This is a genomic window from Euryhalocaulis sp., from assembly GCF_013911995.1.
GTDB classification, from domain to species: domain Bacteria; phylum Pseudomonadota; class Alphaproteobacteria; order Caulobacterales; family Maricaulaceae; genus Euryhalocaulis; species Euryhalocaulis caribicus.
This window is the reverse complement of the sequence record NZ_JACESD010000051.1, coordinates 1-20949: the sequence shown is the minus strand read 5'-3', so window position 1 is coordinate 20949 and position 20949 is coordinate 1. Positions and strand designations below refer to the sequence as shown.

The 20949-nt window shown below is 65.4% G+C and carries 18 protein-coding genes and 1 pseudogene; 10 read left to right on the top strand and 9 right to left on the bottom strand.

The window, feature by feature from the left end; all coding sequences use genetic code 11:
• Together H2040_RS12110 and H2040_RS12105 are read left to right on the top strand one after the other, a co-directional pair.
• A partial coding sequence (locus H2040_RS12110) for a chloride channel protein (protein WP_287157686.1) occupies positions 1 to 1244 on the top strand: 1244 nt, incomplete at its 5' end.
• A gap of 40 nt (positions 1245 to 1284) precedes the next feature.
• Positions 1285 to 1809, top strand: a complete 525-nt coding sequence (locus tag H2040_RS12105; RefSeq protein ID WP_287157684.1) for a hypothetical protein — start codon at positions 1285 to 1287, stop codon at positions 1807 to 1809.
• Between the two features lie 6 nt (positions 1810 to 1815).
• On the opposite strand, the gene H2040_RS12100 is transcribed toward H2040_RS12105, so the two are convergent.
• Positions 1816 to 4017 (bottom strand): acyl-CoA dehydrogenase, encoded by a 2202-nt coding sequence (locus H2040_RS12100; protein ID WP_287157682.1) that lies wholly within the window; start codon positions 4015 to 4017, stop codon positions 1816 to 1818.
• Between the two features lie 432 nt (positions 4018 to 4449).
• On the opposite strand from H2040_RS12100, the gene H2040_RS12095 reads away from it, so the two are divergent.
• Genes H2040_RS12095 through H2040_RS12070 form a run of 6 tightly spaced genes read left to right on the top strand, consistent with a single transcriptional unit; the run spans position 4450 to position 10680 of the window.
• The gene (locus H2040_RS12095) at positions 4450 to 6678 is read left to right on the top strand and encodes an ATP-dependent helicase (RefSeq protein WP_353844852.1); all 2229 of its coding nucleotides are present in this window, start codon (positions 4450 to 4452) and stop codon (positions 6676 to 6678) included.
• A 30-nt stretch (positions 6679 to 6708) separates the two neighbouring features.
• Positions 6709 to 7668 carry an alpha/beta hydrolase gene (locus H2040_RS12090; protein WP_287157677.1) on the top strand — a complete coding sequence of 320 codons (960 nt, stop codon included), beginning with the start codon at positions 6709 to 6711 and terminating at the stop codon, positions 7666 to 7668.
• Complete coding sequence (locus H2040_RS12085; RefSeq protein ID WP_287157675.1) at positions 7668 to 8750, top strand: hypothetical protein; 1083 nt, start codon at positions 7668 to 7670, stop codon at positions 8748 to 8750. Before H2040_RS12090 ends, H2040_RS12085 begins: the two co-directional genes overlap by 1 nt.
• A gap of 57 nt (positions 8751 to 8807) precedes the next feature.
• Entirely contained in the window at positions 8808 to 9398 is a 591-nt protein-coding gene (locus tag H2040_RS12080; RefSeq protein WP_287157673.1) for a glutathione S-transferase family protein, read from the top strand.
• Entirely contained in the window at positions 9395 to 9799 is a 405-nt protein-coding gene (locus tag H2040_RS12075) for a hypothetical protein (protein WP_287157671.1), read from the top strand. Before H2040_RS12080 ends, H2040_RS12075 begins: the two co-directional genes overlap by 4 nt.
• The gene (locus tag H2040_RS12070; RefSeq protein WP_287157669.1) at positions 9796 to 10680 is read left to right on the top strand and encodes a 50S ribosomal protein L11 methyltransferase; all 885 of its coding nucleotides are present in this window, start codon (positions 9796 to 9798) and stop codon (positions 10678 to 10680) included. Before H2040_RS12075 ends, H2040_RS12070 begins: the two co-directional genes overlap by 4 nt.
• Before the next feature lie 73 nt (positions 10681 to 10753).
• Here the strand turns inward: H2040_RS12070 and H2040_RS12065 are convergent, their stop codons facing one another.
• Entirely contained in the window at positions 10754 to 10879 is a 126-nt protein-coding gene (locus H2040_RS12065; protein WP_277813407.1) for a hypothetical protein, read from the bottom strand.
• A 183-nt stretch (positions 10880 to 11062) separates the two neighbouring features.
• Between H2040_RS12065 and H2040_RS12060 the strand changes: the two genes are divergently transcribed.
• On the top strand, positions 11063 to 12877 hold the full coding sequence (locus H2040_RS12060; protein WP_287157666.1) for an aminopeptidase P family protein: 1815 nt from the start codon (positions 11063 to 11065) through the stop codon (positions 12875 to 12877).
• Positions 12847 to 13368 (top strand): hypothetical protein, encoded by a 522-nt coding sequence (locus tag H2040_RS12055; protein ID WP_287157664.1) that lies wholly within the window; start codon positions 12847 to 12849, stop codon positions 13366 to 13368. The genes H2040_RS12060 and H2040_RS12055 overlap by 31 nt, the downstream gene beginning before the upstream one ends.
• A 22-nt stretch (positions 13369 to 13390) precedes the next feature.
• Here the strand turns inward: H2040_RS12055 and H2040_RS12050 are convergent, their stop codons facing one another.
• The 7 genes and pseudogenes from H2040_RS12050 to H2040_RS12020 form a co-directional block, all read right to left on the bottom strand.
• On the bottom strand, positions 13391 to 14005 hold the full coding sequence (locus tag H2040_RS12050) for a class I SAM-dependent methyltransferase (RefSeq protein WP_287157662.1): 615 nt from the start codon (positions 14003 to 14005) through the stop codon (positions 13391 to 13393).
• A gap of 56 nt (positions 14006 to 14061) precedes the next feature.
• Complete coding sequence (locus H2040_RS12045) at positions 14062 to 14682, bottom strand: FMN-binding negative transcriptional regulator (protein ID WP_287157660.1); 621 nt, start codon at positions 14680 to 14682, stop codon at positions 14062 to 14064.
• Positions 14679 to 16994 carry an NAD-dependent DNA ligase LigA gene (gene ligA / locus H2040_RS12040; protein ID WP_502709337.1) on the bottom strand — a complete coding sequence of 772 codons (2316 nt, stop codon included), beginning with the start codon at positions 16992 to 16994 and terminating at the stop codon, positions 14679 to 14681. Before ligA ends, H2040_RS12045 begins: the two co-directional genes overlap by 4 nt.
• Positions 16995 to 16996: 2 nt before the next feature.
• Positions 16997 to 18688, bottom strand: coding sequence for a DNA repair protein RecN (gene recN, locus H2040_RS12035; RefSeq protein ID WP_287157657.1), 1692 nt, complete (start codon positions 18686 to 18688; stop codon positions 16997 to 16999).
• Positions 18689 to 18731: 43 nt separating this feature from the next.
• Complete coding sequence (locus H2040_RS12030; RefSeq protein ID WP_287157655.1) at positions 18732 to 19562, bottom strand: outer membrane protein assembly factor BamD; 831 nt, start codon at positions 19560 to 19562, stop codon at positions 18732 to 18734.
• Positions 19563 to 19674: 112 nt separating this feature from the next.
• On the bottom strand, positions 19675 to 20595 hold the full coding sequence (gene lpxC, locus H2040_RS12025) for a UDP-3-O-acyl-N-acetylglucosamine deacetylase (protein WP_241762219.1): 921 nt from the start codon (positions 20593 to 20595) through the stop codon (positions 19675 to 19677).
• A gap of 171 nt (positions 20596 to 20766) precedes the next feature.
• Positions 20767 to 20949, bottom strand: a pseudogene (locus H2040_RS12020) (cell division protein FtsZ); the annotation flags it as partial.

Below are 20949 nucleotides of genomic sequence, written 5' to 3'. Positions count from 1 at the left end.
CCGTCATCGCGGCGGTCTCTCTGGGCGGCGGCGCCAGCGCCGGGCGTGAAGGCCCGGCCGTGCATATTGGCGGCGGTCTGGGCGCGCTGGTGGCCGAAGGTCTGGGCCTGCCGCCGCGCGCGGCGCGCACCCTGCTGGCCTGCGGCGTGTCCGCGGCGATCGCCGCCTCGTTCGACGCGCCCATCGCCGGCGTCCTGTTCGCGCTGGAGGTCGTGCTGGGCCATTACGCGCTGCGCGTGATCGCGCCGGTGGCGATTTCCTCACTCGCCGCCTCCGTCGCCACGCGGGCGCATCTGGGCGACCAGGTCACGTTTTCCATCCCGCCCTTGCCGGAAACCATGCTGACCGATTTTCCGCTGGCCGCGCTTCTGGGCTTTCTGGCCGCGCTGGCGGCCATGGCCTTCATGCGGCTGACTCTGGCCGTTCCGGCCTGGCTTTCCGGAACCGCCGACAGGCTGGCCTTGCCTTTGTGGGCGCTGCCGACGTTTGGCGGCGTTCTGATCGGCCTGATGGGCATATGGATGCCGGACATCCTTGGCGTCGGGTACGAGGCGACGACGGAGGCCATCGCGGGCGAGTTTTCCATCGGCTTCCTGCTGGCCCTGATTGCCGCCAAGCTGATCGCCACCACGATCACGCTGGGCTTCCGCTTCGGCGGCGGCGTGTTCTCGCCTTCCATTTTCATCGGGGCGATGGTCGGCGCGGCCTTCGGCGGCATTGTCGACCAGACGCCGCTGGCGACGGCGGGCGAGACCTTCTTCGCCGTCATCGGCATGGGCGCGGTGGCGGGCGCGGTTCTGGGCGCGCCGATATCGACAACGCTGATCGTGTTCGAGCTGACGCAGTCCTACGAGGCCGGGGCCGCCATGCTGGTCGCGGTCTCCATCGCCACGGTGATCGTACAGTCGGTGATGGGCGGATCGGTGTTCCAGAAGCAGATCGAAAACCACGGCTACAAGCTGGCCGAAGGGCCGCAGCGGATCATTCTCCAGACCGTGCGGGTGCGGGAGGTGATGAATCCGGTCTCCCGCAACGAGGCGGAGAAAAGCTCCGAAGGCGCGCATCTTTACGAGGATGACTCGCTGGGCCGGGCGCTGGCCCTCATGGAGGCCGAGGACATCGATTCCGCCGCCGTGAAGCGCCGCGGCGGGGCGGAGCCGGTGACCGGGCATATCAGCCGCACCGACGCCCTGCTGGCCTATAACAAGGCGCTGGTCGACGCGCATATCGAACGAACGCGCTAGTTCCGCGTTACCCCTCATGTCCAATCCTGGGGGGACTGTCATGAAATCATCCGTCATCTCTCTTTCCGCCGCCCTTATGGGCCTGACCGCCTGCGCCCAGACCGCGCCGGACGGCACCGAGCTTCAGCCGGATCTCGCCTGGGTCGAGGAAGGCTTTGGCTGGGTCGCGGTGACCGATGCGGACGCGCCGCCCAAGCGGCTGGCGTTCGGCGTGGAGAACACCGACTGGATCATCATCATGGTGACCTGCGCGGACCAGCCGGGCGAATATGACTTCACCTATTTCAACACCGACAGCGAAACGGACGGCGCCGAAAGCCCGATCCGCCTGTCCGGCGAGGCCGGGCGCGCCGATATTGGCGGGCGCATCCATTGCGAAGACGCACAGGTCGGACCGCGCTGCGTCACCGAAACGACCGCCGAGGGTGAGGCCTTCACGGATTTGATGACCTCCGCCGACCCGGTGCGCGTGAACGCGGCGGGCGAGCTGAAATGGTATCCGGCCCCGGGCCAGCACGGCGAGGCCTTTATCGAGGCCTGCCGCGCCGGAACGCCTGTGGCCTGAAGCCGCCTATTCCGCCGCATGTTTCGCGGCGGGGGCGCCGGAAACCCCGGTCAGCACTTCCGGATCAAAGGAATCCACCTCGACAATCTCGCGGACGAAGCCTTCCGCTTCCTCCAGCTGGCGGGTCTCCGCCTCTGTCAGCGCCTCGTCATGACGGCGCTTGCGGTAGAGCGGCTCTGCGGCGGTAACCGCCTTGAAGGCGCGCTCCAGCCTCGCGACCTCTGAGGATTCGACCGAACCGATATAGAGACCCTGCATCAGGCGGGTGCGCGTTTCGGTATCCGTCGTCACCAGATTGGAGACGCGCTGCGCCAGCTGGTCGTCCGGCGCGCGGCCATTCTTGCCCGAGGCCGGCGCTGTGAAACGCATGATTCCGGCCAACAGGCGCGAGGGATAATTGTCGATCACCTCGGACAGGCGCTGCTCGATCCGCTGATAGCCGGCCTGCATGACATAGCCCAGGACCGGGCGGTCCTCGCGCGGCTTGCCGTCTTCCTCGAACCGTTTGAGGGCGCAGGAGAGCAGGTAAACCTCGCTGAGAATGTCGCCGAGACGGGCGGAGATAAATTCCTTGCGCTTCAGCGCGCCGCCCAGATGCACCAGCGCAATTTCACTGACGAAGGCCAGCACGGAGGAATAGCGACCGAGCTGCTTGTAATGATGCTTCAGATCGTCGGCCCCGTCCGGATAGGGCGCGCTGGCCCCGCCCGTCCATGACCGCGCGAACGCGCGGAAGAAGGTCGCGGCCTGATGACCGGCGTGTTTCCAGATGGTCTGGCTGAACTTTTCCAGCCCCGCTTTCTCGTCCTCATCGCTGGCGGCCATGATCTCGTCCAGCAGATAGGGGTGCGCGCGGATCGCGCCCTGACCGAAGATCATCAGGTTGCGGGTCAGGATGTTCGCGCCTTCCACCGTGATGGCCACCGGCACGGCGCGGTAAAGGTCGCCCAGATAGTTCTTCGGACCATCGATCACGGCCTTGCCGGCGTGAACGTCCATCGCGTCATTGGTCGCCTCGCGCAGGCGATAGGTGGCGTGCGCCTTGACGATGGCGGAGAGAACGGAGGGCGCATGCCCCTCGTCCACCGCGCGGGCGGTGACGCGGCGCGCGGCGTCCAGCTGGTAGGCGTGCGCGGCCAGCGCGGCGATGCGCTCCTGCACGCCCTCGAACTCCGCGATGGAAATATTGAATTGATGACGGCAGCGCGCATAGGCGCCGGTGGTCGCCAGCGCCAGGCTGGCCCCGGCGGCCGATTGCGACGGCAGCGAGATGCCGCGGCCGACCGACAGCGCCGACATCAGCATCATCCAGCCCTGCCCGGCATATTCCTGGCCGCCGATAATCCAGTCCAGCGGCACGAAGACGTCCTTGCCCTCCAGCGGTCCGTTCTGGAACGCCTGCCGCGAGGGGAAATGCCGCTTGCCGTGGGTCACGCCCGGCGTGTCGGACGGGATCAGCGCCAGCGTGATGCCGATATCCTTCTGGTCGCCCAACAGGCCGTCCGGATCCTCCAGCTTGAAAGCGACGCCCATGACGGTCGCGATGGGGCCGAGCGTGATATAGCGCTTGTTGAAATTCAGACGGATGCCCAGCGTTTCCTTGCCGTCCACCGTGGCTTTCTCGACAACGCCGACCGATTCCATGGCCCCGGCGTCGGAGCCGGCGGCGGTTTCAGTCAGGCCGAAACAGGGAATTTCCTCGCCCCCGGCCAGCCGCGGCAGCCAGTAATTCTTCTGCTCGTCCGTACCGAAATGCATCAGCAGTTCGCCCGGGCCGAGCGAGTTCGGAACCATGACGCTGACCGCGCCCGTGCCGCTGCGCGAGGACAGCTTGCGGATCACCTCCGAATGACAGAGCGCGGAAAAGCCCAGACCGCCATATTCCTCCGGAATGATCATCCCGAAGAACTTGTTCTGACGAATGAAATCCCAGACTTCCGGCGGCAGGTCCTTGCGCTCGTACTCGATCTCCCACGGGTCGAGCATATTGCACAGCTCCTCGACGGGGCCGTCGATGAAGGCCTGCTCGGCTTCGGTCAGCGTGTAGCCGGGCGCTTCGCGCAACACGCTCCAGTCCGGATTGCCGGAAAAAATCTCGGCGTCGAACCACAATCCGCCAGCCTCCAGCGCCGCCTGTTCAGTCTCGGAAATCTCGGGCAGCGCGTTGCGGGCGAACTTGTAGAGGGATTTGGTGATCGGGTTGGGCATGACGTGTCACCTGTCAGTCAGAGTTAAACTCTTGAACGCCTTTGAAGATGGGCCTGTTCCGGCCCTGCGGCAATGATTCCGGTTTTCTATGACGAGCGCCGGAGAGTATGGCCTGAATGAGAACCCGGTCTGATAAATTCCGGTTGGTCCCCTTCCCCGCCCTTCGAGACGCCGCGCCTGAAGGCGCGGCTCCTCAGGGGAAGGGTGATAGAAAGGGCGAAGAAAACAAGAACCTCACACCCAAACCTTAGCCTGAGGAGCCCGGCAGGGCGTCTCGAAGGCGGGGTCGAGCCTGACGCAACTTCCTCCGCAAACTCCCCCGCTTATCCCTGCACGCTTCACTGTTCACGTTTCGTGCGAGTCGCTACATGATGACGCGTCGTGACGAATTCACTTTCCATTTCACAGCGGGCCAGCGCCGCGCCACCCTATATGAACGGGCTGAACCCGGAGCAGCGGGAGGCCGTGGAGACGCTGGACGGGCCGGTGCTGCTGCTGGCGGGCGCGGGCACGGGCAAGACGCGGGCGCTGACCACGCGGCTGGCGCATATCCTGAACACCGGGCGCGCGCGGCCGTGGGAGATTCTGTCGGTCACCTTCACCAACAAGGCGGCGCGGGAGATGCGCGCCCGGGTGGGCGAGCTGATCGGCGAGGCGGTCGAGGGACTGCCCTGGCTGGGCACCTTCCATTCCATCGCCGCGCAGATATTGCGCCGGCATGCGGAACTGGTGGATTTGAAACCCAGCTTCACCATTCTGGACACCGACGATCAGATCCGCCTTATCAAGCAGATCCTGCAAGCGGAAAATATCGACGAGAAGCGCTGGACGCCGCGCTATTTCGCGTCGCTGGTCGATGGCTGGAAAAACCGCGGGCTGACGCCGGACCGTGTGAGCGAGGAAGACGCCTATGCCTTCGCCAACGGGCGCGGCAAGGACCTCTACAAGATCTATCAGGACCGTCTGGGCGTGCTGAACGCCGCGGATTTCGGCGACCTGCTGCTGCACAATCTGACGATCTTCCAGAACAATCCGGATGTCCTGAAAGATTACCACGCCAGGTTCCGCTACCTGCTGGTGGACGAGTATCAGGACACCAACGTCGCCCAGTATCTGTGGCTGCGCTTTCTGGCGCAGGGGTCGAAAAATCTCTGCGTGGTGGGCGATGACGACCAGTCCATCTATGGCTGGCGCGGGGCGGAGGTGGATAACATCCTGCGCTTCGAGAAAGATTTCCCGGGCGCGAAAGTGATCCGGCTGGAGCGCAATTACCGCTCCACCCAGCATATCCTCTCCGCCGCGTCGGGCCTGATCGCCTCCAACAAATCGCGGCTGGGGAAAGAACTCTGGACCGACGATCAGGGCGGCGAGAAGGTTCAGGTGCGCGGCGTGTGGGACGGCGAGGCCGAGGCCCGCGCCATCGCCGAGGAGATCGAGAACTGGGTCAGCCACAAGCGGCCCTATAGCGACGTGGCGGTTCTGGTCCGCGCCTCCTGGCAGATGCGGGCGTTTGAAGACCGCTTCATCATGACCGGCCTGCCCTATCGCGTGGTAGGCGGCCCGCGCTTCTTCGAACGCGCGGAGATCCGCGACGCGCACGCCTATTTGAGGCTGGTGCGGCAGGACGAGGACGATCTGGCGTTCGAGCGGATCGTCAACACGCCCAAGCGCGGCGTTGGCGCGACGACCGTTCAGAAACTGCAGCGCACGGCGCGGGAAATGCGCGTGCCGCTGACCGAGGCGACGCGCCTGCTTCTCCAGACCGATGAGATCAAGGGACCGGCGCGGGCCGGGCTTTCCGCGCTTCTCAAGGATGTCGACCGCTGGCGCGTGCTGGCCGAGACGGCCAAGCATGACGAGCTGGCCGAGACGGTGCTGGACGAGTCCGGCTACACGGCGATGTGGCGCGAGGACAAGAGCCCGCAGGCGGCGGGGCGGCTGGACAACCTCAAGGAACTCGTCCGCTCCATGGGCGAGTATGACACGCTGGAAGCCTATCTGGAGCACGTCTCCCTGCTGACCGACGCGGACCGGCAGGAGGAGGAAGACGAGGTCTCCCTGATGACGCTGCACAGCGCCAAGGGTCTGGAGTTCCCGCTGGTCATGCTGCCCGGCTGGGAAGAAGGCGTGTTCCCGTCCCAGCGGTCGCTGGACGAAGGCGGTATGAGCGCGCTGGAGGAAGAGCGGCGGCTGGCCTATGTCGGCATCACGCGGGCGCGGGAGCGGGCGATGATCTGGTTCGCCGCGAACCGGCAGATCTATGGCCGCTGGCAGGCGGTGATCCCGTCCCGCTTTATCGACGAGTTGCCGCCCGAACATGTCGATGCGGAAAGCCAGACCAATTATTTCGACTCCGGCCCCGGCTTCGGCGGCCTGAAGGAAAATGTCGAGACCTTCGATTCCAGCTATTCCAGCCCGGGCTGGCGCCGCATGCAGGCCGCCAAAGGCCGCGACCGCGCCAAGCCGCCGACCATCGAGGCGGAAGCGACGCTGATGGCGTCCTCCGACCCCGGCGAGGCGCGCTTCCGGCCGGGCACGCGCGTGTTCCACGACAAGTTCGGTTATGGCGACGTGGTGTCGGTGGACGGCGCGAAGCTTGACGTGAATTTCGATCATACGGGCCGCAAGAAAGTCATCGCCAGCTTCGTGGAAGCGGCTTGATTTTTGGCGGCCGGGCGTGAGGCTGGCGGCATGACCCTGCGACTCGCCGCCTTGGCCGCCCTTGCCCTGACCGCCTGTCAGGACGCGCCCCCCGCCCCTGTTCCCTCTGAACCGGACCCCGCGCCGGCGGAAACTGCCCTGCCGGAAGACCCGCATGCGGGCGAACGCCCGATTAGCTGGGACCAGTTGCTTGAACGCCCGCGCGAGAAGGCAGACGCGAAAATCGCCTATGGCGAGGGCGAGCAGCAGTTCGGTGAGCTGTGGCTGCTAGAGGGCGATGGCCCCTTCCCCACAGTGATGATGGTGCATGGCGGCTGCTGGCTGGCCGAGATTCCGGGCACGATCCTGATGGACTATATCGTGGCGGACCTGCGCGATCACGGCGTGGCGGTGTGGAATATCGAATACAGGCGGCTGGGCCATGAGGGCGGCGGCTATCCGGGGACGTTTCTGGACACCGCCGCGGCGGCCGACGCGCTGCGCGGGATAGCCGAGGATTATCCGCTGGACCTCGACCGGCTTGTGTTCACGGGCCATTCGGCCGGCGGGCACCTGGCGCTGTGGGCGGCGGCCCGCGGCGGGATCGGGGATGACAGCCCGCTACATGCCGAAGACCCGCTGGTCCCGGACGCGGTGGTGACGCTGGCCGGGATCAATGATCTGAACGCCTATCGCGAAAACGGGCCGGGGCGCTGCGGCGAGCCGGAGACCGTGGATGAGCTGGTGGGCGGGCGCTATGGCGACACGTCCCCGGCGGAGATGCTGCCCATCGGAGTGGAACAGGTGATCGTTTCCGGCGCGCTGGACCCCATCGTGCCCAGCCCGTTCGGCGACGGATACGGCGCGGCGGCGGACGGCGCGGGCGACCCCGTGACCACCGAGGTGATGAGCGGCGCCGGGCATTTCGAGCTGATCGATCCGTTGTCCCCCGCATGGGCGGATATAAGGGCGATTATCCTTGAAGAACTCGGCGCGGACGAGGCTCGCTAATGGCGGTCGGCGACCTTCAGAGCCAGCAATATCTGCGCGCCGCCTTCCCGAATTTCGCGGCCAGCCCGGAGCTGCATGTCCTGCAGCTGGACCCGTATCGCGAGGCCGCGGTGGTGATCGGGATGAGCGAGGCGGATTACCGAGACGCCAGCTTCCTGACCGAGGCGCTGGCCACGCCCGAACGCCTCGGCGCGCCGATTCCGCTGTTCCGGGTTCTGGAAGCGGTTGAAAACGCCGGGGAAAGGCGGCCCGTTCACTTCATCATCCACCAGGGGCATACCGGCTCCACCCTCATCTCTCGCCTGCTGGACGAGGTGGGCGGGTTTGGCCTTCGCGAGCCCTGGGCGCTGCTGACCCTGGCCGAGCTTTACGACAAGGTTGGCAAGCCGGACTCGCTGGTCTCCGAGGCGGAATACGGACGCATCCGGGACGCGATGATGGGCGTCTGGGCGCGGCGCTGGCGGGACGGGCAACAGCCCGTTGTGAAGGCGACCAGCCATGCCGGGCGGATTGGCGAAGACCTGCTGAAATCAAGGGCTTCGTCCAAGGCGCTGTGCCTGAACCTGAAGCCGGAGCCGTATCTAGCGACGCTGCTGGCCGGAGAAAATTCACCGATCGATCTGCGCGGCTTCGGGCCGGACCGGGTGCGGCGGACAATTGCCGCATTCGGCGATGTGACCCCGCCCATGCACGCCCTGAGCGTCGGTGAACTGGCGGCGATGGCCTGGCTGATCGAGCGGGAAAGCCAGTGGAGATTGTTGCACAGCGATGGCTTGAAAACCCGTGCTCTGGACGTCGATTTCGAGGCGTTTCTGGCCGACCCGCAAGCAATTCTGAGCCGGATCGCGGCCCATTTCGACATGAATCCGGGCGAAAACGCGATCCGGGAGGCGGTGAACGGCCCCGTGATGAACCGTTATTCCAAGGCGACCGAGCACGGCTATTCGGCCGATCTGCGCCGCCAGCGGCTGGACGAAGCGCGCCGGACCATGGCGGGAGAGATCGGAAAGGGCCTGAAATGGCTGGAAAACGCCGCCGGAAAAAGCCCCTATGCGCGTGAAATCCTGAACGATGCAGGCTGAAAACCGGTCGCGAACCGGGACCTGCCGCGTTAGTCTGCCGGTCAGGAGGAGATGCCCATGAAGCTATATCATTGCCCGCAGACGCGTTCGAGCCGCGCGGTCTGGATGCTGGAAGAATGCGGCGCCGATTACGAAATGGAGATCGTGAAGATCATGGAGGGCGAAAAGCCCGCCCATTTCCTGAAAGAGAATCCGATGGGCAAGGTCCCGGCGCTGGTCGATGAGGGCGTTGTCATTACGGAATCGGCGGCGATCTGCGCCTATCTGGCCGACAAATTCCCGGAGAAGAAGCTGGCTCCGGCCATCGGAGACCCCAAACGCGGCGCCTATTACCGCTGGCTTTTCTTCATGGCGGGCGTGATGGAGCCAGCCTTCATCCAGAAGGCCATGGGCTGGAAAGCGGAACGGCAGGGCATGGTCGGCTGGGGTGATTTTGACCGGATGCTGAACACGCTGAAAACAGAAATCCCGGAAGAAGGCTGGCTGGTGACGGACCACTTCACGGCGGCCGATTTACTGGTCGGCGGGACGCTGGTTTTCCTCTCGCAAAGCGGCCTGTTCGAGATCTGGCCGGCAGCGGAAGCCTATGGCGCGCGCTGCACCGACCGCCCGGCGATGAAGCGCGCGCAAGAGAAAGACGCCGGATGATCCGCGCGGCGCTTATCCTAGCGACGGTTCTGGCGATGGCCGCCTGCGCCGAGACGCGAAACCGCATGGCGGACATGATCGCGGCCGGCGAAGTGGACTTCGCGGGCGACCCGGTGACGCTGGCCGAGCTGGCGGACGAGCCGGGCGTCTTTGCGGGGCGGCTGATTTCGGTGCCGGGCGCGTTTTCCATGATGGGCGGGCAGGCCTGCCTGACCGATCGCGGCCGGGCCATCGCCATCCGCCTGACGCCAGAGCAGTACGCCCTTTATGAAACGCTGGAGGGCGCGCCTGTTGTGGCGACGGGCGAGTTCAGCCAGACCCTTTGCCCGCGCGGCGCGCTGTGCCCCAATCTGTGCGCCCGCGCAGGATTTTCACAACTGGAAGACGTTCAAGCACAATGACTATCTGGAAACTGGAGGCGCTTGGCGACCGGCGCAGGCTGGACGCCGCCTACCAGCGCCTGAACCTTATCGATCCGCCGGTCGCACTGTCGCTGAGCCTTTTTGTCGTGGACGAAACGGCCGGTACGGCGCGGCTGGAGGCCCTTTTCGAGGACGCGCCGGACCCGAACGCCTTCCTGGGCGAGGCGGGGCTTAGCCAGGGCGATGCGGACGTGATGTTAGGCCCCCTGCCCGAGCAGGACTGGATCGCCATGTCGCTGGAGGGGCTGCCGCCGGTTTCCGCCGGGCGCTTCACGGTGCACGGGCGTCATGACCTGGACAAGATCCCGCAAGGCCAGACGCCGATCCTGATTGAAGCCGGACAGGCGTTTGGAACCGGGCATCACGGCACGACGCGCGGCTGCCTGATGGCCTTTGACGAGATGCTGACCGCCGGAGACAGCTTCGAGCGGATACTGGATCTGGGCTGCGGCGCGGGAACGCTGGCCATTGCGGCGGCCGAGACAACGGACGCCGTGGTCGTGGCCAGCGATATCGACCCGGTTGCGGTCGAGGTGACGCTGGAAAACGCCGAGCTGAACAATCTGAAAGACCGGATCGAGGCGGTTACGGCGGAAGGGTTTGACGCGCCGGAGATTGCCGCGCGCGCGCCCTATGACCTGATCTTCGCCAATATACTGGCCGGACCGTTGACGGAACTGGCCCGTCACGTGGCACAGGCGCTGAAACCGGGCGGGCGGGTAATCCTGTCCGGTTTGCTGGTGCAGCAGGAGGACCAAGTGCGGGAGGCCTATGAGCAGGCCGGACTGGCGCAGGAAGCCAGCGAATCCATTGATGACTGGGCCACGCTGGTTATGCGGAAACCGGCGCCGGACGCGTAAGGCCGGACCCTGGAATCAAAAAGGGCGCTCCCGGTCAGGAGCGCCCTTTTTGTACGCGGCGTTGCACGGCCAATCAGCCGACACCGAGAATACGCTTGGACCGGCGCAGACCGCGGCGGCGGGCGGTTTTCAGGCGTTTCTGTTCGGCTTCGTGCATGGACTGGGCGGCCATATGGAACTGGACGTCTTGCGTGGACATGGAGCGACCTTTCTTTTCATTTTTGTTTCAAAACGGTGACACCGTCGTGACACGCGCGGATATGCGCCGCTTTCGCCTGTACTTGAAGTGACAGGTTTCGAATCCAGCCATGCATAAATGCATGCATCCGCATGGCCGCCCACAAACATTGCTTCGCGCCGGGGCCGTCACTAGATTTCGCGCATGTTTCAGAAGTTTGAAGTTAAAGGCGGCCCGGCGTTTGGCCGCCAGAACGTGCCGGCCCTCCGAGAGGAACTGGCGCGCCGCAATCTCGACGGTTTCATCGTCCCGCACGAGGACGAGTACCAGAATGAGTATCTGCCCGCCGCCAATGACCGGCTGGCCTGGCTGACCGGGTTTACCGGCTCCGCCGGCGCGGCCGTCATCCTGAACGATTCCGCGATCATGTTTGCAGACGGGCGCTATACGCTGCAGGTGCGCGAACAGACCGATCCGGAGCTGTTCGGATACGAGGACCTTGCCAATAACGGCATCGCGACCTGGTTGCGCCGCAAGGCCCCGGAAGGCGCGAAGCTGGGCTATGACCCGCGTCTACATTCGCCGGACGGGCTGAAAACCCTGGAGAAAGCCGCCGGCCACCGCAATATTGAACTGGTCGCGCAGGACACGAACCCGCTGGATACGGTGTGGGAAGACCGCCCGGGCCAACCGGCGGAGACCATTACCGTCCAGCCGCTGGACAAGGCGGGCGTGGACCACGCCGAGAAGCGCGAGAGCATTGGCGAAGGGATCGCCGATGAGGGCGCGGACGCGGCCGTGCTGACCGCCCCGCCCTCCATCGCGTGGCTGCTGAACATTCGCGGCGGCGACGTGGCGCATTCGCCGCTGCCGCTGGCCACCGTCATCATCCGCAAGGCCGGCGAAACCGATCTGTTCGTCAATCCGGCCAAGGTGACGGACGAGGTGCGGTCGCATCTGGGCAATCAGGTTTCCATTCACGAGGAATCGGCGTTCGAAACCACGCTTTCCACGCTGAAAGGCAAGAAGGTGCTGGTCGACCCGGCGACGGCCTCGGCCTGGCACTTCACGGCGCTGGAAAACGCTGGCGCGGCCGTCGTGCGCGGCGACGACCCGGTGGCCCTGCCCAAGGCCTGCAAGAACAAGGCGGAGATCGAGGGATCGAAAGCGGCCCATCGCCGCGACGGCGCGGCCGTCACCCGGTTCCTGCACTGGTTCGCCCACGAAGCGCCGAAGGGCCAGCTGGACGAAATCACCTGCGCACAGAAGCTGGAAGAGATCCGGCGCGAGAACGCCGAGGGGCTGAAAGACATCAGCTTCGAGACGATTTCCGGCTTTGGCGAGCACGGCGCCCTACCCCATTACCGGGTAAACGAGGCGTCCAACCTGAAGATCGAAAAAGGCACGCTCTACCTGGTCGATTCCGGCGGACAATATCCGGACGGCACGACCGATATCACCCGCACCATGCCGGTGGGCGAGCCGACCGACGAGATGCGCAACCGCTTTACGCGGGTGCTGAAGGGCCATATCGCGCTGAGCGTCATCCGGTTCCCGGAAGGCACGTCCGGCATGGCGCTGGACGCGCTGGCGCGGGCGCCGATCTGGGAAGCGGGCCTGGACTATGATCACGGCACCGGCCACGGCGTCGGGGCCTATCTGGGCGTCCATGAAGGGCCGCAGCGCATCGCCAAGGGGTCCAGCCCCGTGCCGCTGAAAGCGGGCATGATCGTTTCCAACGAGCCGGGCTACTACAAGGCCGGCGAGTTCGGCATCCGGATCGAGAACCTGCAATATGTCACCGAACCGGAGACCATTCCGGGCGGCGACCGGCCCATGCTGGGCTTCGAGACCCTCACTTTGGCCCCAATTGATCGTAACCTGATCGAACCGGCGCTGCTTTCGGACGACGAGCGGGCGTGGCTGAACGCCTATCACGCGCGCGTCGCCGCCGAGATCGGCCCGCTTCTGGACGGGGAGGTCCGGTCATGGCTCGAAGAGGTTTGCGCGCCGGTCTAGCCGGCATTGCGGCGCTGCTGGTCAGCGCCTGTCTGGTCAGCGAAGCGCCGCTGATCCTGTCCGGCGAAGGGGCGGCGCCCCTTCGCGCGGGCGATTACGAACAATATGAACTGGAAGACGGCGACGAGCCGGAATTCGACGGCCGCGCCGTCGTCGTCATCCGGGATGGCGATTACCTGATCGCCGAGGACCCCGATGACGAGGGGTCCTTCATGCGCCTGAAACAGATCAGGCGCGGGCTTTACGCCGCCCAGGTCTGGGAAGAAGGCGATGACAGCTACATGTATCTGGCGATGCGGCCGCAGCGCGGCGGCGTGGCGCTGTTCTGGTTCGGGGACTGCACGGTTCTGACCGACGTGGAACGGTCCGATCTGAACCTGACCATGGACGACCGGGAATGCGTTCTGGACAGCTTCAGCCAGCTGGAAGCGGCGCTGGAAATCGTGGTGGAGCGGTCTTCGCCCATGCTGGAATGGCGGCGGGCGGACTAGCGTCCGCTGGCGCGGCTTTAATTCAGGCAGGCAGTTTTTGGGCCAGCCAGACAGTCGCGCCACCGCACCTGGCGTCATCAACCATGTGCTCAACCAGCCCGAAGCCGTTGTCCCTTAGAAGAACCTCGTATTCTCCGGCATCCAGGCTGGCGTGATAGAGCGCCTCGCCGCGCCAATTTCCGACGCTGACATTCCGCCGGTCCCCGCTCGTGAACATCAGAGGCGCGCCAGGCGCGGCCAGTCTGGCGAATACCGGAAACATCTTCTGCTGATCCGGCGGCGTCAGGTGGAACAGGCTGTGCCACGCGAGAAGCCCGCCAAAACGGCATTCAAGATCCAGTTGGCGCATGTCTGCGGCAAGCCAGTTCTGATCCGGAAAACGCTGTTTGCACAACGCAATCAGCGAAGGCGATGAATCGATGCCTGTAACCGAATATCCGCCGGCGAGAAGATCGGGAACGATGGGCTCTCCGGCGCCGCATCCCAGATCAAGCAATTGCGATTCAGGCTCGGCCAGGCGCATGAAACGACGAATCCAGTCCGCTTCTCCCTGCGGGCGAGCGCGCCGCCGATCCGCGTCCCACGACGCCGCGTTTCGTTCATACAGGCCGATAATGTCGTCAGAGGGCGACGTCATGGCATGAATTTATGCCGGGATCAGGCCTTCAGCAATCGGCACGGCAAGGCCGCTTTTTACAGGCCCGAGAGCTTGCGGAGTTGTTCGCGGAAGGCCGCATCCAGCCCGGGACGGCGTTCAAAGGCGGCCAGCGCGGTTTCGCGTTCGGATTCCGGACGATCCTGCAACAGCTTGAAACGTCCGGTCATACGCTCGACCGTGATTTCTACGCCCGTGATAAGCGGCAGCAGGCGGGCCACCGCTTTCTCTTTCCCGGCAAGGGAGAAAGTCTTCCCGTAAAGCCCTTCGAAAGCCGCCGCCATGGCGTCCAGGATCGCGCGCTGCTGCGCGTCGTCCTGCAGCAGTCGCGCGGTTCCGGCGCACTCCACGATCACGTAATTCCAGGTCGGGAAATAATCGCCCTCGAACAGCTCCGGCGACATATAGGCGTCGGGGCCGCGGACGACGACGGTGACCGGCTTGTCGTCCAGCAGCGGCGTTTGCGGGTTGGCGCGGTCGAGATGCGTCCAGAGGGTGCGCCCCTCCCCGTCCGGCGCCCAGATTACCGGCAGGTGGGTGACGGCGGGCGGATCGCCCGCGCTCGCCAGCGTCGCGAAGGGGAAGCGGCGGACGAGATCGATCATTGCGTCCCGGTCTTCGGAGACATGTTTGGGCGGCGGATAAGGGCGGTTGGTCACCCGCCGATCAGCGCCAGCCAGGCGTCCTCGTCCATCACCTCGACGCCCAGATCCTTGGCCTTGGTCAGCTTTGAACCTGCGCCCGGGCCGGCAACGAGGATGTCGGTCTTCTTGGAGACGGAGCCGGAGACCTTCGCGCCCAACGCCTGCGCCCGGGCCTTGGCCTCATCCCGCGTCATACGCTCAAGGCTGCCGGTGAAAACGACCGTCTTGCCGGCGACAGGCGAATCCTCCGCCGGGCGCTCGGCGGCCTCCACGGTCAGGTGATCGAGCAGGCGCTCCACCGCATCGGCGTTGCGCGGTTCGGTGAAAAACTCGATCAGCGCCTCGACGGCGACCGGGCCGACGGAGTCGATATCGGCGAGTTCGCGGAAGGCCTCGCCCGGCGTCTGGGCGGCGGCCTCGGTCATGGCGGCGGCGAAGGCGTCCCAGGCGCCGTAATGGGCGGCCAGCGCCGCGCGGGCGGGCTGGGAAATATTGAGACGCAGGGCGGCGATTTCCTGATCCAGTTCGCCGATGGTCTCCGGTCGCTCCGGCGCGCCGTCCCTGAAGGCGGCCAGCAGCTTGTTGGCGGTGATTTCACCCACGCGATCAACCGTCAGGACTTCCATATAAGCCTTGCCGGGACGGGCCCTGGCGGCGGCGTTGACGGCCTTGTGGAAGGCGTCCCAGCTCTCCGCGTAGCCGGCCAGCTTCTGGGCCGTCACCTCGCCGACATGGCGGACGCCGAGAGCGTAGATCAGGCGGGCAAGCTGGATGGTCCTGGCGTCCTCCACCGCGCGCATGAGGTTGCGGACGGAGGTTTCGCCATAGCCCTCGCGCTCTTCCAGATCGCCCTTGTGCTCCGGCAGGCGGTATATATCGGCCGGTTCGCGCACCCAGCCTTCGTCGAAGAACGCCTCGATCTGTTTCGCGCCCAGCCCCTCGATATCGAAAGCCTGACGGGAGACGAAATGTTTCAGCCGCTCTAGCGCCTGCGCGCGGCAGACGAGGCCGCCGGTGCAGCGGCGGACGGCTTCGCCCTCCTCGCGCACGGCGTGGCTGTCGCAGACCGGGCATTTGTCGGGAAACTTGTAGGGCTTTGAGCGGCCCTTGCGGTCCGGATTGGTGACGCGGACGACCTGCGGGATCACGTCGCCGGCGCGCTGGACGATCACGGTGTCGCCCTCGCGCACGTCCTTGCGGGCGATCTCGTCTTCATTGTGGAGCGTGGCGTTTGAGACGACGACGCCGCCGACCGTAACCGGCTTCAGCTTGGCGACGGGGGTGAGCGCGCCGGTGCGGCCAACCTGAATCTCGATCCGCTCCAGCTCGGTTGTCGCCTGTTCGGGGGGGAATTTCATGGCGACCGCCCAGCGCGGGGCGCGGCTGACATAGCCCAAGCGCTCTTGGAGGGCGAGGTCGTCCACCTTGTAGACCACGCCGTCGATGTCATAGCCGAGACCGGCGCGCTGCTCCTCAAGGTCGCGATAGATGGCGACCATGTCTTCCGGCGTGGAGACGCGGCGCATGTCGCGGTTCACCGGGAAGCCCCAGTCTTTCAGCTTCGCCACGCCGTCGAACTGGGTTTCCGCCACAGCCTCGCTCACCTCGCCCCAGCCATAGGCGAAGAAACGCAAGGGGCGCTCGGCGGTCTTCGCGGGGTCGATCTGGCGCAGGGAGCCGGCGGCGGCGTTGCGCGGATTGGCGTAGATCTGTTTGCCCGCTTTCTCCTGCCGCTCATTGAGAGCGGCAAAATCGGCGTGGCTGAGATAGATTTCGCCGCGCACCTCGATCAGGTCCGGCCAGCCCTTGCCGGAGAGCTTTTCCGGGATGTCATCCAGCGTTTTCAGATTGGCGGTGACGTCCTCGCCCACCCGGCCATCGCCGCGCGTGGCGCCCAGCTCCAACTTGCCGTTGCGATAACGGAGATTGGCCGAAAGTCCATCGATCTTAGGCTCGGCGGTGAGGTCCAGCTTCGCGCCCTCCTCCATGCCGAGGAAACGGCGGACACGGGCCGCGAACTCGAACAGATCATCCTCGCTGAAGGCGTTGCCGAGCGAGTACATCTGCTGGAGGTGTTTCGCCTCCGCGAAACCACTGGCGGGCGCGGCGCCAACCTTTTGCGACGGGCTGTCAGGGCGGACGAGGTCCGGGAAGCGCGCCTCGATCGCCTCGTTCCGCTGGCGCAAGGCGTCGTACTCGGCGTCGGAAACGGCGGGCGCGTCTTTCTGGTAATAGGCGCGGTCATGGGCGGCGATTTCATCGGCCAGCCGTTTGAGTTCGGCTTCCGCCTCCTGCGGGGTCAGGTCCTCGGCGGGTTTGTCTTCCACGCTCATGCGTCGGCGGCCCTCAGCTTGCGGGCGGCGGCGCGGGCCTCGTCCGTGATCTCGGCGCCGGCGAGCATGCGGGCGACTTCCTCATCACGCTCGGCGTCATCCAGCGGGGTGACGGAGGTGAGCGTGGCGCCTTTCGCGTCCTTCTTCTCGATCCGCCAGTGATGATCGGCGCGGGCGGCGACCTGCGGCGAATGGGTGACGACGATCACCTGACCGGTCTCCGACAGCGCCTTCAGCCGGCGGCCCACCGCGTCCGCTACGGCGCCGCCAACGCCCTGGTCCACCTCGTCAAAGATCATGGTGGCGATGGCGTTGGTCTCGGCCAGAGCGGCCTTGATAGCCAGAGAGAAACGGGAAAGTTCGCCGCCCGAGGCGATCTGGTCCAGCGGGCCGGGTTTCGAGCCGGGATTGGTCGAGGCCTCGAACCGGATCCGGTCGCGGCCGTCCGCGCCATCCCGCTCCGCCGGGTCGATACGGGTGGCGAACGTGGCCTTGTCCAGCTTCAGCGGGGGCAGTTCCTTTGCCACGGCCTTGTCCAGCTTCTTCGCCGCGGCCTCGCGCGCCTTGGTCAGCGCGGCCGCGGCGGCGTCATAACGTTCGGCGGCTTCTTTCAGCGCCTTCTCCGCATTGGCGGCGGCGGCGCCGGAATCCTCGATCAGGGCCAGTTTTTCGGTGATGTCCTTGCGCAGGGACGGCAGGTCATCGACTTCCACCTGATGCTTGCGCGCGGCGGCGCGCAGGGCGAACAGTCGCTCCTCCACCTTTTCCAGACGGTCGGGCTCGAATTCAAAGGTGCGGGCGGCGTCTTCGACGGCGTTGCGCGCCTCGCCCGCCTCGATAACCGCACGCTCCAGCGCGGCCGTGGCGCGGCGGATAGCGGCGCCTGGGCCGGTTTCATCCTCCTCGCCCTCCGGAAGCTTGGCGACAATGCGCTCCAGACTGGCGAGGGCGTGGTTGAGGCGGTCTTCCATGCCCTGCCCGCCGGTCAGCGCCTCGGAGGCTTCCTGCAGGTCGCTGAGCGATTTCTCGGCGGCGCCCAGAAAGGCGCGTTCGTCCGCCAGCTTCTGCTCCTCGCCCGTTTGCGGGTCCAGCCGGTCCAGTTCCGCCGCGGCGTGTTCGAGATAGTCGCGTTCGGCTTCGGCGCGGCCGCGCGACTCCTCCAGCGCCTCCGCCTTCTTCCGGGCGTCCGCCAGCAGGTCATAGGCGGCGCGCACGGCCCCGATCTGTTTGTCATGGCCGCCATAGGCGTCCAGCAGACCGCGGTGGGTCCGGGGGTCGAGCAGGCCGCGGCCGTCATGCTGGCCGTGAACCTCCACCAGCGACTCGCCGATCTGTTTGAGCAGGCCGACGCTGGCCGGTTCGTCATTGACGAAAGCGCGGCTGCGGCCATCGGCGTTGAGGGTGCGGCGCAGGATCAGTTCGCCGCCATCCAGCGCGAAACCGCCTTCGTCCAGAATGGCGCGGGCGGGGTGATCATCGGCCAGAGCGAACATGGCTGTCGCCGTCGCGGTGTCATCGCCGCGGACCAGCGCCTTGTCGGCACGCTGGCCGGTCGCCAGGCCCAGCGCATCCAGAATAATGGATTTGCCCGCGCCGGTTTCGCCCGTCAGGGCGCCCAGACCGGCGTCGAACTCTATGTCCGCCCGGTCGATCAGCACGATGTTTCTTATGGAAAGCGAGGTCAGCATTTGCGACCGCCGCCCCTCACTGGTGAAAAGGCCGGCAAGCTTACTAGAAGATTCGCCCGAAAGCGCGGGTCAGGAAATTCCCGTCCCGCTCGCCGTCCGGCGCATTGGCGTCCGGCGCAGCGATGCCGCGATCGGTCAGCAGCTCGTAGCTGTCTTCATACCAGGGGCTGCCCGGATAGTTATAGCCGAGCACCGAGGCGACCTGACGCGCTTCCTCGTTCACGCCGAGGCTGACATAGGATTCCACCAGGCGGTGCATGGCTTCCGGCGTATGGGTCGTGGTCTCGTAATCATTGATCACGGCCTTGAAGCGGTTGATCGCGGCCAGCGTCTGGCCGTTCTTGAGATAAAAGCGGCCGATCGACATTTCTTTGCCGGCCAGCTGATCGCGCGTCATGTCGATCTTCAGGCGGGCGTCGCGGGCATAGTCGCTGTCCGGGTAACGGCGCACGACCTGTTGCAGGGCGTCCAGCGCGCGCTGGGTGTGGCCCTGGTCCCGCCCGACATCAAGGATGCGCTCAAAATGGCACTGGGCGATCAGGTAATAGGCGTAGGGCGCGGACTGGTTGCCCGGGTGCAGATTGATGAAACGCTCCGCATCCGCGATGGCTTCATTGTACCGGTTTGCCTGATAATTGGCGAAAGCAGCCATGAGCATCGAACGGCGCGCCCATTCCGAATAGGGATGCTGACGCTCCACTTCGTCGAACCGCGCGGCGGCTTCGTCGTAGCGGCGTTCCTCCAGCGTATCGTGCGCCTCCAGATAGAGCGTCTCCACCGGACGCTCCACATAGGCGATTTCGGGATCGTCCGAAGCGCACGCAGCGAGCGTCACAAGGGCAAAGAGGGCGGCGAATCTGTGGTAGAGCGTCATACGCGGTGAGTCCTGCGTGTTCATATGGCGGGCGTCAAATCCATTTCGCGAAACAGGTTTGTAGCCAAATGATCGGCAGGGAGAAAGCGCTGAGCCGCATTCACGCGATCAATTAGACAGCTTTATCGCGCGCTGTGGCGTTTTCAGCCGCAAGTTCACGCCAGCGCCAGGCCGTTTTGTCGGCCAGAAGCGCGCGCAGAACCTTATTATTCATGCCGTGGCCCGTCTTGAAACCGGAGAACCGGCCCAGAATCGGCGCGCCGGCCAGATAAAGATCGCCAATGGCGTCCAGCGCCTTGTGACGGACGAATTCATCGGCATAGCGAAGCCCGTCCTCGTTCACGATGCGGTCGCCATCGATCACCACGCTGTTTTCCAGCGAGGCGCCCTGAGCCCGGCCTGCGGCGTGCAGGGCCTCGACCTCATGCAGGAAGCCGAACGTCCGGGCGGAGGCCAGCATGTCGGCGAACTGGTGCTTGCCGGAATCGAAAACCACGCGCTGGCGGCCGATGGCGTCGGTATCGAACTCGATCTCCACTTCCACAACAAACCGGTCGCAGGGAGAGAGAACCGCGCGCTTGCCGTCCTGTTCGACAGCGATTTCCTTGCGCACTTCGATATAGCGGCGCGGCGTTCCCTGACGGCGCAGGCCGGCGCGCTGAAGCAGCGAGACGAACGGCGCGGAGGATCCATCCACGGACGGCACTTCCGGGTTGTCCAGCTCGATCACGATATTGTCGATGGACAGACCGCTGAGCGCGGCCATCAGATGTTCGACCGTGCTGACCGACGCGCCGTCCGCATTTTCCAGAACCGTGCCCAGATTGGTCGCGCCCACCGCTTCGGCGCGCACGGCGATGCGGTTGTCGCCGCCAAGGTCGCGGCGGACAAACACGATCCCGGTTCCCGGATCGGCGGGCTTCAGCGTCATGCGCACCGGCGCGCCGTCATGCAGACCGCGCCCGGCGATCATGGCCGGAGAAGCGATTGTGTTTTCCCACATCATGATGGCGTGCGACCTCATGCGGCTCATGGCGAATGCGCGCAAAACGCGCACATCTACAACGCTGGACCTAGCCGCGGGGCGCCAGACCATCAAATAAAGCTTGGTTGCGCATTGTTACGCCCGCTTAACCGCCCCGGACATGCAAAAGCCCGGGCGCGAGGGCCCGGGCTTTCAACACTGTGATCCTGTTGCCGGCGATCAGTTGGCCTGACGGCGCAGGAAAGCCGGAATTTCAAGGTCGTCATCGTCCATGCCGTTGAACAGGTCGCCGCTGGCCACGCGCACATTGGGGCGCTGGGTTTGTTGCGGCTGTTGCTCCTGCTCCGGCTTCTCGCGGGAGTCCTGCTCCGCAGGCTTGCGCAGTCCGAACAGGGAGAACCC

What these genes read in the sequence shown, in the direction of transcription:
- H2040_RS12030 (WP_287157655.1), bottom strand. Translation starts at nt 19,562, where the DNA reads ATGACGCTCTACCACAGATTCGCCGCCCTCTTTGCCCTTGTGACGCTC.
- H2040_RS12070 (WP_287157669.1), top strand. Translation starts at nt 9,796, where the DNA reads ATGACTATCTGGAAACTGGAGGCGCTTGGCGACCGGCGCAGGCTGGAC.
- H2040_RS12100 (WP_287157682.1), bottom strand. Translation starts at nt 4,017, where the DNA reads ATGCCCAACCCGATCACCAAATCCCTCTACAAGTTCGCCCGCAACGCG.
- H2040_RS12080 (WP_287157673.1), top strand. Translation starts at nt 8,808, where the DNA reads ATGAAGCTATATCATTGCCCGCAGACGCGTTCGAGCCGCGCGGTCTGG.
- H2040_RS12065 (WP_277813407.1), bottom strand. Translation starts at nt 10,879, where the DNA reads ATGTCCACGCAAGACGTCCAGTTCCATATGGCCGCCCAGTCCATGCAC.
- H2040_RS12090 (WP_287157677.1), top strand. Translation starts at nt 6,709, where the DNA reads ATGACCCTGCGACTCGCCGCCTTGGCCGCCCTTGCCCTGACCGCCTGT.
- H2040_RS12075 (WP_287157671.1), top strand. Translation starts at nt 9,395, where the DNA reads ATGATCCGCGCGGCGCTTATCCTAGCGACGGTTCTGGCGATGGCCGCC.
- H2040_RS12085 (WP_287157675.1), top strand. Translation starts at nt 7,668, where the DNA reads ATGGCGGTCGGCGACCTTCAGAGCCAGCAATATCTGCGCGCCGCCTTC.
- H2040_RS12095 (WP_353844852.1), top strand. Translation starts at nt 4,450, where the DNA reads ATGAACGGGCTGAACCCGGAGCAGCGGGAGGCCGTGGAGACGCTGGAC.
- H2040_RS12050 (WP_287157662.1), bottom strand. Translation starts at nt 14,005, where the DNA reads ATGACGTCGCCCTCTGACGACATTATCGGCCTGTATGAACGAAACGCG.
- H2040_RS12105 (WP_287157684.1), top strand. Translation starts at nt 1,285, where the DNA reads ATGAAATCATCCGTCATCTCTCTTTCCGCCGCCCTTATGGGCCTGACC.
- H2040_RS12060 (WP_287157666.1), top strand. Translation starts at nt 11,063, where the DNA reads ATGTTTCAGAAGTTTGAAGTTAAAGGCGGCCCGGCGTTTGGCCGCCAG.
- lpxC (WP_241762219.1), bottom strand. Translation starts at nt 20,595, where the DNA reads ATGAGCCGCATGAGGTCGCACGCCATCATGATGTGGGAAAACACAATC.
- H2040_RS12055 (WP_287157664.1), top strand. Translation starts at nt 12,847, where the DNA reads ATGGCTCGAAGAGGTTTGCGCGCCGGTCTAGCCGGCATTGCGGCGCTG.
- recN (WP_287157657.1), bottom strand. Translation starts at nt 18,688, where the DNA reads ATGCTGACCTCGCTTTCCATAAGAAACATCGTGCTGATCGACCGGGCG.